Annotated in this window: 10 protein-coding genes and 2 tRNA genes; 7 read left to right on the forward strand and 5 right to left on the reverse strand. The window is 58.3% G+C overall.

The window, feature by feature from the left end:
• Window positions 1–54: 54 nt before the first annotated feature.
• On the forward strand, window positions 55–795 hold the full coding sequence (locus INHI_RS0116005) for a metallophosphoesterase family protein (RefSeq protein ID WP_027248280.1): 741 nt from the start codon (window positions 55–57) through the stop codon (window positions 793–795).
• A gap of 418 nt (window positions 796–1213) precedes the next feature.
• Here INHI_RS0116005 and fzlA read toward each other — a convergent pair whose 3' ends face one another.
• From fzlA to INHI_RS0116025, 4 genes are all read right to left on the reverse strand, one after another.
• A complete protein-coding gene (fzlA, locus tag INHI_RS0116010) occupies window positions 1214–1879 on the reverse strand; it encodes an FtsZ-binding protein FzlA (protein WP_014876492.1) in 666 nt (221 codons plus the stop codon).
• Between the two features lie 66 nt (window positions 1880–1945).
• On the reverse strand, window positions 1946–2716 hold the full coding sequence (gene mtgA, locus INHI_RS0116015; protein WP_027248281.1) for a monofunctional biosynthetic peptidoglycan transglycosylase: 771 nt from the start codon (window positions 2714–2716) through the stop codon (window positions 1946–1948).
• 154 nt (window positions 2717–2870) lie between these two features.
• A complete protein-coding gene (gltB, locus tag INHI_RS0116020; RefSeq protein WP_027248282.1) occupies window positions 2871–7403 on the reverse strand; it encodes a glutamate synthase large subunit in 4533 nt (1510 codons plus the stop codon).
• 63 nt (window positions 7404–7466) lie between these two features.
• On the reverse strand, window positions 7467–8912 hold the full coding sequence (locus INHI_RS0116025; RefSeq protein WP_027248283.1) for an NAD(P)-dependent oxidoreductase: 1446 nt from the start codon (window positions 8910–8912) through the stop codon (window positions 7467–7469).
• A 239-nt stretch (window positions 8913–9151) separates the two neighbouring features.
• On the opposite strand from INHI_RS0116025, the gene INHI_RS0116030 reads away from it, so the two are divergent.
• Entirely contained in the window at window positions 9152–9958 is an 807-nt protein-coding gene (locus INHI_RS0116030) for an undecaprenyl-diphosphate phosphatase (RefSeq protein WP_027248284.1), read from the forward strand.
• 80 nt (window positions 9959–10038) lie between these two features.
• On the opposite strand, the gene INHI_RS0116035 is transcribed toward INHI_RS0116030, so the two are convergent.
• A complete protein-coding gene (locus tag INHI_RS0116035) occupies window positions 10039–11028 on the reverse strand; it encodes a complex I NDUFA9 subunit family protein (RefSeq protein WP_014881596.1) in 990 nt (329 codons plus the stop codon).
• A gap of 206 nt (window positions 11029–11234) precedes the next feature.
• Here INHI_RS0116035 and INHI_RS0116040 point away from each other — a divergent pair, with 206 nt between their 5' ends.
• The 5 genes from INHI_RS0116040 (at window position 11235) to INHI_RS0116060 (ending at window position 13956) form a co-directional block, all read left to right on the forward strand.
• Window positions 11235–11645, forward strand: a complete 411-nt coding sequence (locus tag INHI_RS0116040) for a globin domain-containing protein (protein ID WP_014876486.1) — start codon at window positions 11235–11237, stop codon at window positions 11643–11645.
• A gap of 141 nt (window positions 11646–11786) precedes the next feature.
• Window positions 11787–11873: transfer RNA gene (locus INHI_RS0116045), tRNA-Leu, on the forward strand.
• A gap of 191 nt (window positions 11874–12064) precedes the next feature.
• A tRNA-Leu gene (locus INHI_RS0116050) sits at window positions 12065–12151 on the forward strand.
• Window positions 12152–12373: 222 nt separating this feature from the next.
• Window positions 12374–12988, forward strand: a complete 615-nt coding sequence (locus INHI_RS0116055; RefSeq protein ID WP_014881595.1) for a ribonuclease D — start codon at window positions 12374–12376, stop codon at window positions 12986–12988.
• Window positions 12985–13956, forward strand: a complete 972-nt coding sequence (locus tag INHI_RS0116060; protein ID WP_027248285.1) for a KpsF/GutQ family sugar-phosphate isomerase — start codon at window positions 12985–12987, stop codon at window positions 13954–13956. Before INHI_RS0116055 ends, INHI_RS0116060 begins: the two co-directional genes overlap by 4 nt.
• The last annotated feature ends 8 nt before the right edge of the window (window positions 13957–13964 follow it).

Raw genomic sequence — 13964 nt, forward strand, 5'->3', positions numbered from 1 at the left:
GCGGCGCATTTTACGTTTCGCCTCTGTTGATGACACCCTGAGGGACCCCGCCCTATGACCAGACCTACGACAAGCCCAATCTACGCCATCGGTGATATTCACGGCCAGCTGGAGATGTTGGAGCAAGCCCTGGAATGTATCGAAGCAGACGGCGGCCGCGACGCACAGGTGGTGTTCCTTGGCGATTATATTGACCGCGGACCTGATAGCCGGGGTGTCATTGACCTGCTGATCCGCGGCCAGACAGAAGGACGTGACTGGACCACGCTCCTTGGTAATCATGACCGCATGTTCGCATGGTTCATGGAAGATATCCCGCGTCACGACCCGCATATGCTGGTTGGCTATCACTGGCTGCATGAACGCATCGGCGGGATCGAAACCCTGGAAAGCTACGGCGTTGCAGTCCCTGAACGCACCCGGCTGGAGGACGTCCATGCAGCGGCAAGGGCTGCTGTGCCAGACAGCCATGTCACCTTCCTTCGACAGCTAAAACCAATGTATCAGACCGATGATCTGGCTTTCGTCCACGCAGGGATCAAACCCGGTATCTCACTGGATGACCAAGTCGAAAACGATCTGGTATGGATCCGCCAGCCCTTCCACAGACACACCGCCCAGCACCCGAAACTGATCATTCACGGCCATACACCGGTGGATACCCCCACGCATTATGGTAACCGCGTCAACCTCGACACCGGAGCGGGCTACGGCAAACCGCTCACAACAGCTGTCTTTGAAGGTGCCTCAGCCTGGTCTCTCAGTGACACAGGGCGACGAAAGCTAGCCCCATAGCCATCTTCCCTTGGCCGAATATGCGGAGTGACCGACTTTGCGGGAAGAGCTCCGTAGCGAGGGCACGCCATGCGACGGAGTAAACGTGAAGCCGCCCATCATCTTGGAACAGGATACGCTGGGCTTAACAATAGATTCCAGAGACCTGTTGCAGTCTGGCGCAAGGCTGATAGTCAATATCGGCGAGATCGCGGAAGTTCAGATCCGTCAGGCGGACATCGGTCACGTCACCATCGGCGACCCTGTTGGATTGAGGTCTCGGCGAAGTATCTATCTGACATGCTGCATAGCCAGTAGAGCGTATGTTCTACTCCCTTCATCTCCTCAGGGAAGATACTGAACGAAGCGATTGCATATCCTCGAGGTGGATTGCGGCCTAAGGCCAATGAGGGAGCAGACAGCCCCTCCCCCACGTATATCAAAAATCCAGATCGGCGTAATGCGCAGGTGGGCTGAAACCGGGGATCTGATCGGCAAGAATCGAGCGGAAGGCCGGACGCGATTTGATCTTGGCGTACCAATCCTTGACCACCGCCGACCGGTTCCAATCCACGTCCGAAATATAGTCCAGCGACGACAGATGCGCGGCCGCCGCGAAGTCTGCCAGTGTCATCTGATCGCCAGCAAGCCAACGGCGGTGATCGAGCAGCCAGGCAAGATAATCTAGATGATACTTGATTGCCCGCGCGCCGGCCTTGACGTTGCCGCTGTCAGGATAACCTTGGCCAGTCACCTTCTTGTTCACCCGCTCATATAGCAGTTTGGAGGTGACCTCATGGTGGAATTTGTCGTCAAACCAACTGACCAGACGGCGCACCTCATAACGGCCCTCGGGGTCGCTGGGCATCAGAGATGGGTCGGGGCGGGTCTCTTCGAGATATTCGCAGATGGCAGCGCTTTCGGCCATCAACTTACCATCCAGACGGATCACCGGCACCTTGGCAGCAGGGTTGCGACGCAGGAAATCGGCCTCTTTCTCCCAGTAACGCTCCTCGACCAGCTCAACCTCGATCCGCTTTTCGGCCAGCGACAGGCGCACTTTGCGGCAAAAGGGTGAGAGGGGCACATGATAGAGGCGGGCCATGGGACAGCGGATCTCCTGTTGCGGGCGGCTGGGGTCAGACAGCAATGCCCAAAAGCGGCAGAAGTTTCAATCCTCGAAACAGGCCGCGCGGCCATCTGCGCGAATGGTGGCCGCACCATCCATGATCTGGGCTGCGCGTTTGCGCATGAACGCGGTGGGTTTGGCCGCTGAACGCTCTTTGGGGTTGGGCAAAACGGTGGCTAGAAGTGCGGCCTGCCTGCGGCTCAGTTCATCCGGACCGACACCGAAATAATGCCGCGCGGCAGCCTCGGCGCCAAACACACCTTCGCCCATTTCAGCAACATTCAGATAGACCTCAAGGATACGCCGCTTGGTCCAAACGGCCTCAACCATCGGGGTCATCAGCGTTTCCAGCGCCTTGCGGAACCAACTGCGCCCCTGCCAGAGAAACACGTTTTTTACCACCTGCTGAGAAATGGTGGAGCCGCCGCGTTGACCACCGTCAGCGATTGCAGCGCGAATGGCCTGCGCATCCAGCCCCCAGTGCTGGCAGAATCGGGCATCCTCAGCCGCCACGACAGACCGCCCCAGCGCCGGTGCGATATGTTCGATCGGCACCCACTCACGATCAACATCCCCAAGGCGGCGATATTCCGACCAGATGGTATGTGTGGTGGGCGGGTTGATCACCGAAAACAACAGGATCGGCAACAGGGTCACAACCAGAAAACCCAAGGTGGCCCGCCCCAGCCAGCGCCGCAACAGGCGGCGGGGAGAGAGCTTTGCGCGGGCCTTGCTTTTGCCTGCTGCCTTGCTTTGCTTCTTGCCCTTTGTTGAGGGTTTCGATGCTTTGGTTGATTTTTCTGCCTTCGCCATAAGGTCTCTATACGGCAGAGATCGGGCTTGCTCCAACCGGGAAATCCCTTCGCCCGCAAGAGATTGCCCAGCCGCAGTGTCCAGATGTGAAAAGGCCCCGACCACAGCAGCGGTCGGAGCCCATCCAAGGCACATGCAGAGGAGGTGGCGGGGCCTATTCCGCCGGAACGGCTGTAGCCTCAAGCGTCAGAGGCTGCGGCAGCTTGTTCAGCATTTCCTTCGGGCAGATTTGCAGGAAATTGCCCTTCTCGTTCTCCCAATGCTGCAGGATTTCAGCGGCCTTGCGGCTACCTGTTTCCTGCAGATGGCGCTCAATCAGACCTTTCAGCTGATCGTCCCAATGGGCGACGGTCACCGCACAGGTCACCAGTGACTCCATGTTCATCATGGTTTCGGCCTTGCCCTCGGGATCGTAGATATAGGCCATGCCGCCGGTCATGCCTGCACCGAAGTTGGCACCAATGGAGCCGAGGATTACCGCGATACCACCGGTCATATATTCACAGCCACAGGCGCCACAGCCCTCGACCACCACGCTCGCGCCGGAGTTACGGACGGCAAAGCGTTCACCGGCACGACCCGCAGCAAACAGATAGCCATCGGTCGCACCATAGAGAACAGTGTTCCCGACAATGGTGTTTTCGCTCGCATTCAGCGGCGACGCCATCGGCGGACGCACGACGATGGTACCGCCCGACAGACCCTTACCGACATAGTCATTGGCATCACCGGACACTTCCAGCTTCAGACCCGGTGCTGCAAAGGCGCCCAGCGACTGACCAGCAGAGCCCTGCAGCTTCACCGTCAGGTGATCGGACTGCAGCGTGTTGCGCATACCGAAGTTGCGGACAATGTGGCTGGAGGTACGGGTGCCGACGGTCCGGTGGGTGTTCTGCACCGCATAGGACAACTGCATCTTTTCGCCATCTTGCAGGAACCGCGCCGCGTCGCGGACAATTTCCTTGTCCAACGTATCAGGCACTGCGTTACGGTCTTTATCGCGGTTGTAGACGATATTGGCAGAGCCATCGACGGTGATCAGCAGCGGATTAAGATCCAGATCATCCAAATGTGCCGATCCGCGCGAGACCTGCGCCAGAAGATCCGCACGGCCAATCACCTCATCCAGCGACCGCGCGCCGATGGAGGCGAGGATTTCCCGTACCTCCTGAGCGTAGAAGGTGATCAGGTTCACAACCTTATCTGCATTGCCGGTGAACTTGCCGCGCAGCGCTTCGTCTTGGGTGCAGACCCCCACAGGACAGGTGTTGGACTGACACTGGCGCACCATGATGCAGCCCATTGCGATCAGCGCCGCAGTGCCGATGCCGTATTCCTCGGCGCCCAGCATTGCGGCCATCACAATATCGCGCCCAGTGCGCAATCCGCCGTCGGTGCGCAGCGTCACCCGCTCGCGCAGGTTGTTCATTGCCAGCACCTGATGCGCCTCTGTCAGACCCATCTCCCACGGCAGGCCGGCATATTTGATCGAGGTCGCAGGCGACGCGCCGGTGCCGCCGTTGTGACCTGAAATCAGGATGATGTCAGCCTTGGCCTTGGCCACGCCTGCGGCAATGGTGCCAACGCCGGAAGACGCCACCAGCTTCACCGTCACCTTGCAACGCGGGTTGATCTGTTTCAGGTCATAGATCAGCTGCGCCAGGTCCTCGATCGAGTAGATATCATGGTGCGGCGGCGGCGAGATCAGGGTCACCCCCTTGGTTGAGTGACGCAGGCGGGCGATCAGGTCAGTGACCTTCATCCCCGGCAGCTGGCCGCCCTCACCGGGCTTGGCGCCCTGGGCCACCTTGATCTCCAGCTCTTCGCACTGGTTCAGGTATTCAGCAGTCACACCAAAGCGGCCCGACGCCACCTGCTTGATCTTTGCAGACGGATTGTCGCCGTTCGGCTCTGGTACGAAATGTGCCGGATCTTCGCCACCCTCACCGGAATCAGATTTCGCACCGATCCGGTTCATCGCCACATTCAGCGTTTTGTGCGCCTCGGGCGACAACGCGCCAAGGGACATGCCCGGCGTGACGAACCGTTTGCGGATAGAGGTGATTGATTCAACCTCTTCAATCGGCACCGCTTCACCCATCGGTTTGACCTGCAGCAGATCCCGCAGATGGATCGGCGGATTCGACTGCATTTTGGCCGAATACTGCTTCCACAGCTCAAACGAGGCGCGGTTGCAGGCCATCTGCATCATATGCATCGAGGTGGCTTCCCAAGCGTGGGTCTCACCAGTCTTGCGGGCCTTATAGAAACCGCCGATGGGCAGAACGTCCTGACCATTATCCCATGCCTTGGCGTGGATCTCTTCCAGTTTGCTCTGGATACCGGTCACGCCGATACCAGAAATACGTGAGGTCATGCCGGGGAAGAATTCCGCACACATGGCACGGGACAGGCCCACCGCCTCAAAGTTGAGACCGCCGCGATAAGAAGAAATTACCGAGATACCCATCTTCGCCATGATCTTCAGCAGACCTTGGTCGATGGCTTCGCGGTAGCGGGCGACGTTTTCAGTGAGATTGCCGTCCAGCAGACCACGATCGATGCGGTCAGCCAGCGAATCTTCGGCCAGATAGGCGTTAACCACAGTGGCACCACAACCGATCAGAACCGCGAAATAATGCGGGTCGATACACTCGGCGGAGCGTACATTGAGCGAGCAAAAGGTCCGCAGACCCTTGCGGGTCAGATGCGAATGCACTGCAGACGTCGCCAGAATCATCGGCATCGCCACGCGCCCCTCGCCGGAATGCTGGTCGGTCAGGACGATGTGACCGGCACCGGAGCTGACAGCCTCTTCCGCCTCGGCACGGATGCGCGCCAAGGCAGCGTTCAGCGACCCCCGACCGGGGGCAAAGCTACAGTCGATTTCTGCCAGCGGCGCGTTCAGATTCTGAACCAATTCGTCCCACTGGGAATTGCCGACAAAGGGGCTTTCCAGCACGATGATCTCGGTCTGAGAACTGTCTTCGTCCAGCACGTTTTTGAGATTACCGAACCGAGTTTTCAGCGACATCACGCGATATTCGCGCAAGGAGTCGATAGGCGGGTTGGTCACCTGCGAGAAGTTCTGCCGGAAGAAATGGCTGAGCGGGCGATACATTTTTGACAGCACCGCAGACGGAGTGTCATCGCCCATGGAAGCAAGGGTTTCCTTGCCATCCTCAGCCATAGGCGCAAGGATCTGCTCCAGCTCTTCGATCGTATAGCCAGCAGCAATCTGACGACGGCGCAGCTCATCTCCGCTGAACAGCGGCTTTTCGGTGGCTGTGGCAAGCGTACTGTCCAGATCGTTGATCTTCTTCACCCAATCACCAAACGGCAAGGCCGAGGCCAGTTTGTTCTTGATCGCGGTGTCGTGGAACAGCTTGCCTTTTTTCATGTCGACAGCCAGCATCTGACCCGGACCAAGCGCGCCCTTTTCGACGACAGTGGCCTCGTCAATCGGCACCATGCCTGCCTCGGAACCCGCAATCACCAAACCATCGCCGGTGACCACATAGCGCATGGGGCGCAGACCGTTGCGGTCGAGACCAGCACAAACCCAGCGACCATCGGTCATTGCCAGTGCGGCCGGGCCATCCCAGGGCTCCATCACGGAGTTGCAGTAGGAATACATGTCACGCCAGGCCTGCGGCAGTTCCACCGCCTGTTTGGACCAGCTTTCGGGCACCATCATGGTCTTGGCCATCGGTGCCGAACGGCCCGCCCGCACCAGAACCTCAAACACCGAATCCAGCGCCGCAGAGTCAGATGACCCGCTTGCAACGATCGGTTTGATATCCTCGGCGTAATCCCCAAAGGTCGAAGAGGCCATGCGGATCTCGTGGCTCTTCATCCAATTCATATTGCCCTTCAGCGTGTTGATCTCGCCGTTGTGGGCCAACATGCGGAACGGCTGGGCCAGCCACCACTGTGGAAACGTATTGGTAGAGTAACGCTGGTGATAGATCGCAAAGGCGCTCTCAAACCGTTCATCCATCAGATCGGGGTAGAACACGGCGACCTGCTCGGCCAGCATCATGCCCTTGTAGATGATTGAGCGGCAGGACAGCGACGCGATATAAAGTTGTCCAACCTGCGCGGCAGCGGCGGCTTTCTCGATCCGGCGACGAATCACATAAAGCTCGCGCTCAAAGGTTTCCTCATCCACGCCTTTGGAATTGGAGATCAGGATCTGCTCAATCTCTGGGCGGGTCGCGTTTGCCTTTTCCCCCAGACAGGTGACATCCACCGGCACATGGCGCCAGCCATAGATGTAATAGCCCATCCGCAGAACTTCGCTTTCCACGATGGTCCGGCAGCGTTCCTGTGCTCCAAAATCAGTACGCGGCAAGAAGACCTGACCAACCGCCATCAGCTGGTCTTCACGCGGCTCGTGTCCCGTGCGACGAACCTGATCATAGAAGAAAGGTGCCGGGATCTGCACATGAATGCCGGCGCCATCGCCGGTCATGCCGTCGGCATCAACCGCCCCCCGGTGCCAGATCGCTTTCAACGCGTCGATGCCAGCCTCAACCACCTTACGGCTGCGCTTACCGTTGACCGAAACAACAAGGCCAACACCGCAGGAAGAATGCTCTTCTTCTTCCGCATAGAGACCGTTTTCAGCCATCCACTGACGCTTTGCCTCTTCGGCGCGTACCCATTCTGCATCATATTTTGTCATGTCTTACTCCCGTTCCGGTGGGCGGCCCCTTGGGGGCGGCACCTGCCCGGTAGAATATCTGTCTTACTCAGCGGCCATGCTGCTGGCGGCGGTGTTGAAACGGCTCAGGATTGCCTCGGCACAGTCGCGCCCATCCTTGATAGCCCAGACGACCAGCGACGCACCGCGCACGATATCACCGGCAGCGTAGACGCCATCCAGCTCAGTCGCGCCGGTCTGGAATGCCGCCTTGACGGTGCCCCAGCGGGTCACCGGCAGTTCTGGCTGATCCCAGAGCGTCGGCAGATTCTCAGGCTCGAACCCAAGCGCCTTGATCACCAGATCAGCAGGTTCAATATAATCGGCACCTTCGATCACCTCGGGGGCCTGACGGCCAGAGGCATCAGGCTGCCCCAGGCGCATTTTCTGCACCATCACGCCTGCAACCTTGCCGCCGTCATCGGTGAAGCCTTTGGGCGCAGATAGCCACTCAAACACCACGCCCTCTTCCTCGGCGTTCTGGGTTTCGCGCTGCGAGCCCGGCATATTGGCACGGTCACGACGATAGAGACATTTCACCGAAGTTGCGCCTTGACGAATAGACGTCCGCACGCAGTCCATCGCAGTGTCACCACCTCCGATCACCACGACACGCTTGCCATCAGCGTTGAGGGTGCCGTTGTCGAATTCTTCAATGCTGTCGCCAAAGTTCGACGCCTTGTTGGACACGGTCAGGAAATCAATCGCCTTTACGATCCCGGTGGCACCGGAACCCGGCATCTCCAAATCGCGGGACTTGTAGACACCGGTGGCGATGATCACCGCATCATGTTTGGCACGGATATCGTCAAAGGAAATGTCCTGCCCCACGTTGCAGTTCATCACGAACTCAACACCGCCATCCGCAAGCAGCTGATTGCGGCGCGTCACGACGTCTTTTTCCAACTTGAAGCCGGGAATACCGTAGGTCAACAGACCACCGGCGCGATCGTAGCGATCATAGATGGTGACCTTCACACCAGCGCGACGCAGCATGTCCGCGGCGGCCAGACCACCCGGGCCTGCGCCAATGATCCCGACAGATTCGCTGCGCTCATGCGCCGGTTTGATTGGCTGTACCCAGCCTTTGTCCCAGGCCGTGTCGGTGATGTATTTTTCAACCGCGCCGATGGTGACCGTACCATGACCCGATTGTTCGATCACACAGTTGCCTTCGCACAGACGGTCCTGCGGACAAATCCGACCGCAAATTTCCGGGAACGTATTGGTGGCCTGGCTGGTCTCATACGCCTCTTGCAGGCGGCCCGTGGCCGTCAGGCGAAGCCAATCAGGGATATTGTTGTGCAAAGGGCAATGCGACTGGCAGTACGGCACGCCACATTGGCTGCAGCGGCTGGCTTGTTCTTCAGCCTTGGCGGCCGCGAATTCGGCATAGATTTCGTCGAAATCTTCCCTGCGATCTTCTGCGGCCCGTTTGCTGGGCATGTCGCGATCGATTTGCACGAATTTGAGCATCGGTTGCTTGGCCACGGGGCGGACTCCATGTTGGGCTGGCTGCGATATATGAGCGATCGGAGCGAAGCGAATTAAAAGTCAACTATACTGACCTAATATGGCAGCAGTTATGTCCTGATACTCTCCTGAGCGGAAATGTACAGTAATTTTAGGTCCACTTCGGACCAATGCGCGGCAACTCCCAATGAAATCAATGGATTTACACGCCTGCTGTTCTTTGCCATCCCTGCGGGATCCCCAATCGGACCAATATAATGCCACTCTATCAGCTGATCCTCATTGCCCTGATTCAGGGTATCACCGAATTCCTGCCGGTGTCCTCCTCCGGCCATCTGATCCTACTGCCAGGGCTGACAGGGCTGGAAGATCAGGGGCAGATCATCGACGTCGCCGTCCATGTGGGTACGCTGGCGGCGGTGATGCTGTTCTTCTGGCAAGATGTGCGAGCCGGGCTGATTGGTCTGCCGCGCGCCCTGACTGGACGCCTGGACACACCCGGCGCCCGACTGGCCATGGGATTGATCGTTGCGACCATTCCAACCGTTCTGTTTGGCGGGTTTCTGCATTTCAGCGGGATGAGTGACGCGCTGCGGTCTATGAAGGTGATTGGCTGGACGATGCTTGGCTTTGGCCTCGTACTTTATGTGGCAGATCGCTACGGGCCAGCACATAAGGAAAGCAGCGACTGGAATCTGCGCGATGCGCTGATCATGGGGCTGTGGCAGATGCTCGCGCTGATCCCCGGCACATCAAGGTCCGGCATCACCATCACTGGCGCTCGCCAGCTGGGGTATACCCGGATGGATGCAGCGCGCCTCTCCATGCTGATGTCGATCCCGACAATCATCGCCTCGGGCGTGTTGCTGGGCGCTGAAGTGGCCATAGATGCAAACACCGCGGTGATGCGGGATGCGGCCATAGCGGCGCTGTTGTCGATGATTGCCGCGCTTGCGGCCCTGACCCTGATGATGCGGCTGCTGCGCTCCGTCAGCTTCACACCCTATGTTATCTATCGCGTGGCTTTGGGCCTAGTGCTGCTGACCATCGCCTATCAGGGCTGACAAGTCGGCGCCAAACCACGCCAAATAAAAAAGGCGCGGATCTGCGCCGCGCCTTAACTTTTCCGGACAGGTCCGGGTGATCAGAGATCGTTGCGCAGGTTGCGCGCGGAGTCCATCAGTTCATTGTATTGACCGGAGGGGCGGAACTTCCACAGGTAGTCCGGCAAAACCGACGCCAGGGAAACCGGGCGGATCCCCAGCTCATCAAAACCTTTGGCGCCATCAGAGACCACATTGTCAGCCTCAAGGTTCTTCAGCTGATCGCGGGTCAGCATTTTGTTCTCGATCAGCTGGAAGCTCACGAATTGCATCACATCAAAGCCAAGCGCCACAAGCTTTGCAATCGGGCCGGGCAGCGACAACACCAGACGACGGCGATCAATCACCTCAAGCATCTGCTGCATCAGCGCGCCAAAGCTCTTCACCTCCGGACCGCCCAGCTCATAAACGCCCGGCTTCGCCTGTCCCAACAGCGCAGCAACAGCTGCCTTGGCGACATCATCGACATAAACAGGCTGGAACTTGGTATCGGCATGGGCAATCGGCAGGACCGGCGACAGGCGTGTCATCGCAGCAAACCGATTGAAAAACTGATCTTCGGCACCGAAAATGATGGACGGACGCAGAATCACGGCCTCTGGCATATGGGTCAGCACGGCCGTTTCGCCCGCAGCCTTGGATTGGGCGTATGCGCTGTCGCTGTCCTGATCTGCACCGATTGCAGACACATGCACCATGGTGCTGACGCCCTGATCGGCAGCGATTCGCGCGATACGATCAGCACCATCTGCCTGCACCGCATCAAATGTGTTTTTACCCAGCTCATTCAGGATGCCAACGCAGTTCACAACCGCATCTGCCCCCTGCATCACTGCGGCAACCGACGCATCATCGCGGATATTGCACAGGACAGGCTCCACCTGGCCGGGCACGCCATAAGGTTTGACATACATCGCCTCATTCGGGCGGCGTACGGCGACACGGACGCGCCAGCCCTCCTTGGCCATGCGGCGCGCGATGTAACGGCCGACAAAACCGGACCCACCATAGATCGTGACCAGTTTGGACATCTTTTGGCTCCTACATTAGCTGTTGATCCGATTTACCGCCCCGTGCCCTTTGGAACAAGGCGCAAATCGCCCCATCACGGCACAACTCGCTCTACGCCCTATTCCACAGGACCATTAACGGCTGATTTAGCTCCGTGATATAGGCTGTGTACCAATCCCGAATACCAGTTCATCAAATGTCAAAGGCAGATCGGAGGCCCGGCATCATGGTGTCAGCGGACGACAGAACCCTGATTCACAGAAGTGTTGAAAGCGAACGTATGGAACTGGATCACTTTGTGCCCCTGTTCTACACGAAATTTTTCGAAACCTGCCCCGATGTTCGCACATTTTTCCCCAATGATATGGCAGGTCAGCATGAAAAATTGCTGACTTCGCTCACGTATATTATAGAAGCATTGGATCACCCGGAAAAACTGTCGGCGATTCTGAAACATCAGGGAGAGCGCCATCGTGCGATCCGGATCACCGATGCACATTTTGATGGATTCATTTACAGCTTCACCAGTGCCCTGGCAGAGACCCTCGGCCCGGAATGGAGCGAAGACACACATAGCGCCTGGCGCGTCTTTCTGACTGATGTGGCGCTTAACATGAACTTTCTCAGACCCACATGACCACCATTGCCAGATCTAGGGGCGACATCAGCTGTGGCCTGCAGCCGCCACTCGCCCTGACCGATATGGCAAGAAACAAGACCCATGAATTTTCCGTTTGACGGCCCTGCCGCTTCTGCTTATACGCCCCTCACGACACCTGCCCAGGTGGCGGAATTGGTAGACGCGCTAGCTTCAGGTGCTAGTGTCCGTATGGACGTGGAGGTTCGAGTCCTCTCCTGGGCACCATATCCCTCGATATCAAGTAACGTATAACGCCGCTCATATTGAGCGCATGGCCGGTTTGCACCCTTGATGTCACCCCTTAAATTTCCCTGCCATCCCCGCGGATCAGACGTCGAATTTCCGGATCTGCTACGCAGTGAATTTTCCGTTTGACGGCCCTGCCGCTTCTGCTTATACGCCCCCTCACGACACCTGCCCAGGTGGCGGAATTGGTAGACGCGCTAGCTTCAGGTGCTAGTGTCCGTATGGACGTGGAGGTTCGAGTCCTCTCCTGGGCACCATATCCCCGACAGTATAATTTGCACGAACAGCACTCTATGGCGCTGGGTATTGCGTATCGGCCTCTCCGTTACTCACTATGCTCCGCCTTGACCTGACCTGAGGTTCCGCCTGATTGCAGACGTGCCGACCGATCCTACGCCCTGCAAGAGTTGAGTTTGCCCGCCGAAACCCCTATCTCGGTGCCAAACCCGCCGCATCGGCAAGACAAAGGATCCTGTCTCTTGGCCAATCACCTCTATCAAAACGACTTGCCCGACGGGCTCGATCTGGGGCCGGTGGTCGCGATCGACTGCGAGACAATGGGGCTCAACCCGCATCGGGATCGGCTCTGTGTTGTCCAGCTGTCGGGCGGTGACGGCAATGCCCACATGGTGCAGATCGCCAAGGGGCAGTCCGAAGCGCCAAATCTTTGCGCGATGCTTGAGGACCCCAACGTTCTGAAATTGTTTCATTTTGGCCGGTTCGATATTGCCGCGATGTATCATGCCTTTGGCGCATTGGCGGCCCCGGTGTATTGTACAAAGATCGCCAGCCGTCTGGTGCGGACCTATACGGATCGCCATGGGCTGAGAAACCTGACGCAGGAGCTGATCGGCGTGGATATTTCCAAACAACAGCAGATGAGCGATTGGGGCGCAGCCCAGCTGAGCGACGCACAGCTTGATTATGCCGCCTCCGACGTGCTGCACCTACACCGTTTGCGTGCCGCTCTGGACAAGCGTCTGGATCGCGAAGACCGCAGCGAAATGGCCCAAGCTTGCTTCGATTTCCTGCCAATGCGGGCCAAGTTGGACCTCGCGGGTTGGTCTGACACAGACATCTTTGCACACTCATGAGCAGCGCAGAGACATTCCTCGCCACCGCGCGACAGGTGATCACTGATGAAGCCCGCGCACTTGATGCGCTGGCGGACGGCCTGGATGCGCGCTTTGCCGAAGCGGTTGATCTGGTCTTGCAAGCCGAAGGTCGCGTCATCGTCAGCGGGATCGGCAAATCCGGCCATATCGGTCATAAGATCGCCGCCACCCTCGCATCAACCGGGACCCCCGCCTATTTCGTTCATCCAGCGGAAGCCAGCCATGGTGACCTCGGCATGTTGTCCAAGGGTGATGTGGTTCTGGCGATCTCCAACTCAGGCGAAGCGCCCGAACTGGCCAATCTTCTGTCCTTCACACGTCGCTTCGGTATCCCGCTTATTGGTCTGTCCAGCCGCATGGACAGCACCCTGATGAAAGAGGCAGATGTGCACCTGCAAATTCCCGCGTTGGGGGAGGCTTGCGGCTTCGGCATGGTGCCGTCGATCTCAACAACGCTGACCCTGGCGATGGGTGATGCGCTGGCCATCGCCCTGATGAAGCATCGCGATTTCCGGCCTGAGAACTTCCGCGCCTTCCACCCCGGTGGCAAATTGGGTGCGCGGCTGTCAAAGGTTGACGATCTTATGCATGACGGGACCGCGCTGCCACTGGTCGGTGCCGACACCCCCATGTCCGATGCGCTGATCGAAATCAGCCAGAAAGGATTTGGTGTCGCAGGCGTAACAGGCGCAAATGGCACTCTGCAGGGCATTATCACCGACGGTGACCTAAGGCGGCATATGGATGGATTGCTGGACAAGACGGCGGCGGATGTGATGACCAGCAGACCAACCACGATTGCCCCCGGTTCCCTGGCCGAAGAGGCCGTCGCGATCATGAACGACCGTAAGATTACCTGCCTGTTTGTTGTCGATCCCGGAGGTGACACAGCACAGGCAGTGGGATTGCTGCATATTCACGACTGCCTGCGCGTCGGGTTGGGCTAACGGAGGCC

It is taken from the genome of Phaeobacter inhibens DSM 16374 (assembly GCF_000473105.1).
Classification (GTDB): Bacteria; Pseudomonadota; Alphaproteobacteria; order Rhodobacterales; family Rhodobacteraceae; genus Phaeobacter; species Phaeobacter inhibens.

Bases quoted from the DNA above. Each gene is read 5' to 3' on its own strand.
- INHI_RS0116040 (WP_014876486.1), top strand. From the start codon at position 11,235: ATGGTGTCAGCGGACGACAGAACCCTGATTCACAGAAGTGTTGAAAGC.
- INHI_RS0116060 (WP_027248285.1), top strand. From the start codon at position 12,985: ATGAGCAGCGCAGAGACATTCCTCGCCACCGCGCGACAGGTGATCACT.
- INHI_RS0116035 (WP_014881596.1), bottom strand. From the start codon at position 11,028: ATGTCCAAACTGGTCACGATCTATGGTGGGTCCGGTTTTGTCGGCCGT.
- INHI_RS0116005 (WP_027248280.1), top strand. From the start codon at position 55: ATGACCAGACCTACGACAAGCCCAATCTACGCCATCGGTGATATTCAC.
- mtgA (WP_027248281.1), bottom strand. From the start codon at position 2,716: ATGGCGAAGGCAGAAAAATCAACCAAAGCATCGAAACCCTCAACAAAG.
- gltB (WP_027248282.1), bottom strand. From the start codon at position 7,403: ATGACAAAATATGATGCAGAATGGGTACGCGCCGAAGAGGCAAAGCGT.
- INHI_RS0116030 (WP_027248284.1), top strand. From the start codon at position 9,152: ATGCCACTCTATCAGCTGATCCTCATTGCCCTGATTCAGGGTATCACC.
- fzlA (WP_014876492.1), bottom strand. From the start codon at position 1,879: ATGGCCCGCCTCTATCATGTGCCCCTCTCACCCTTTTGCCGCAAAGTG.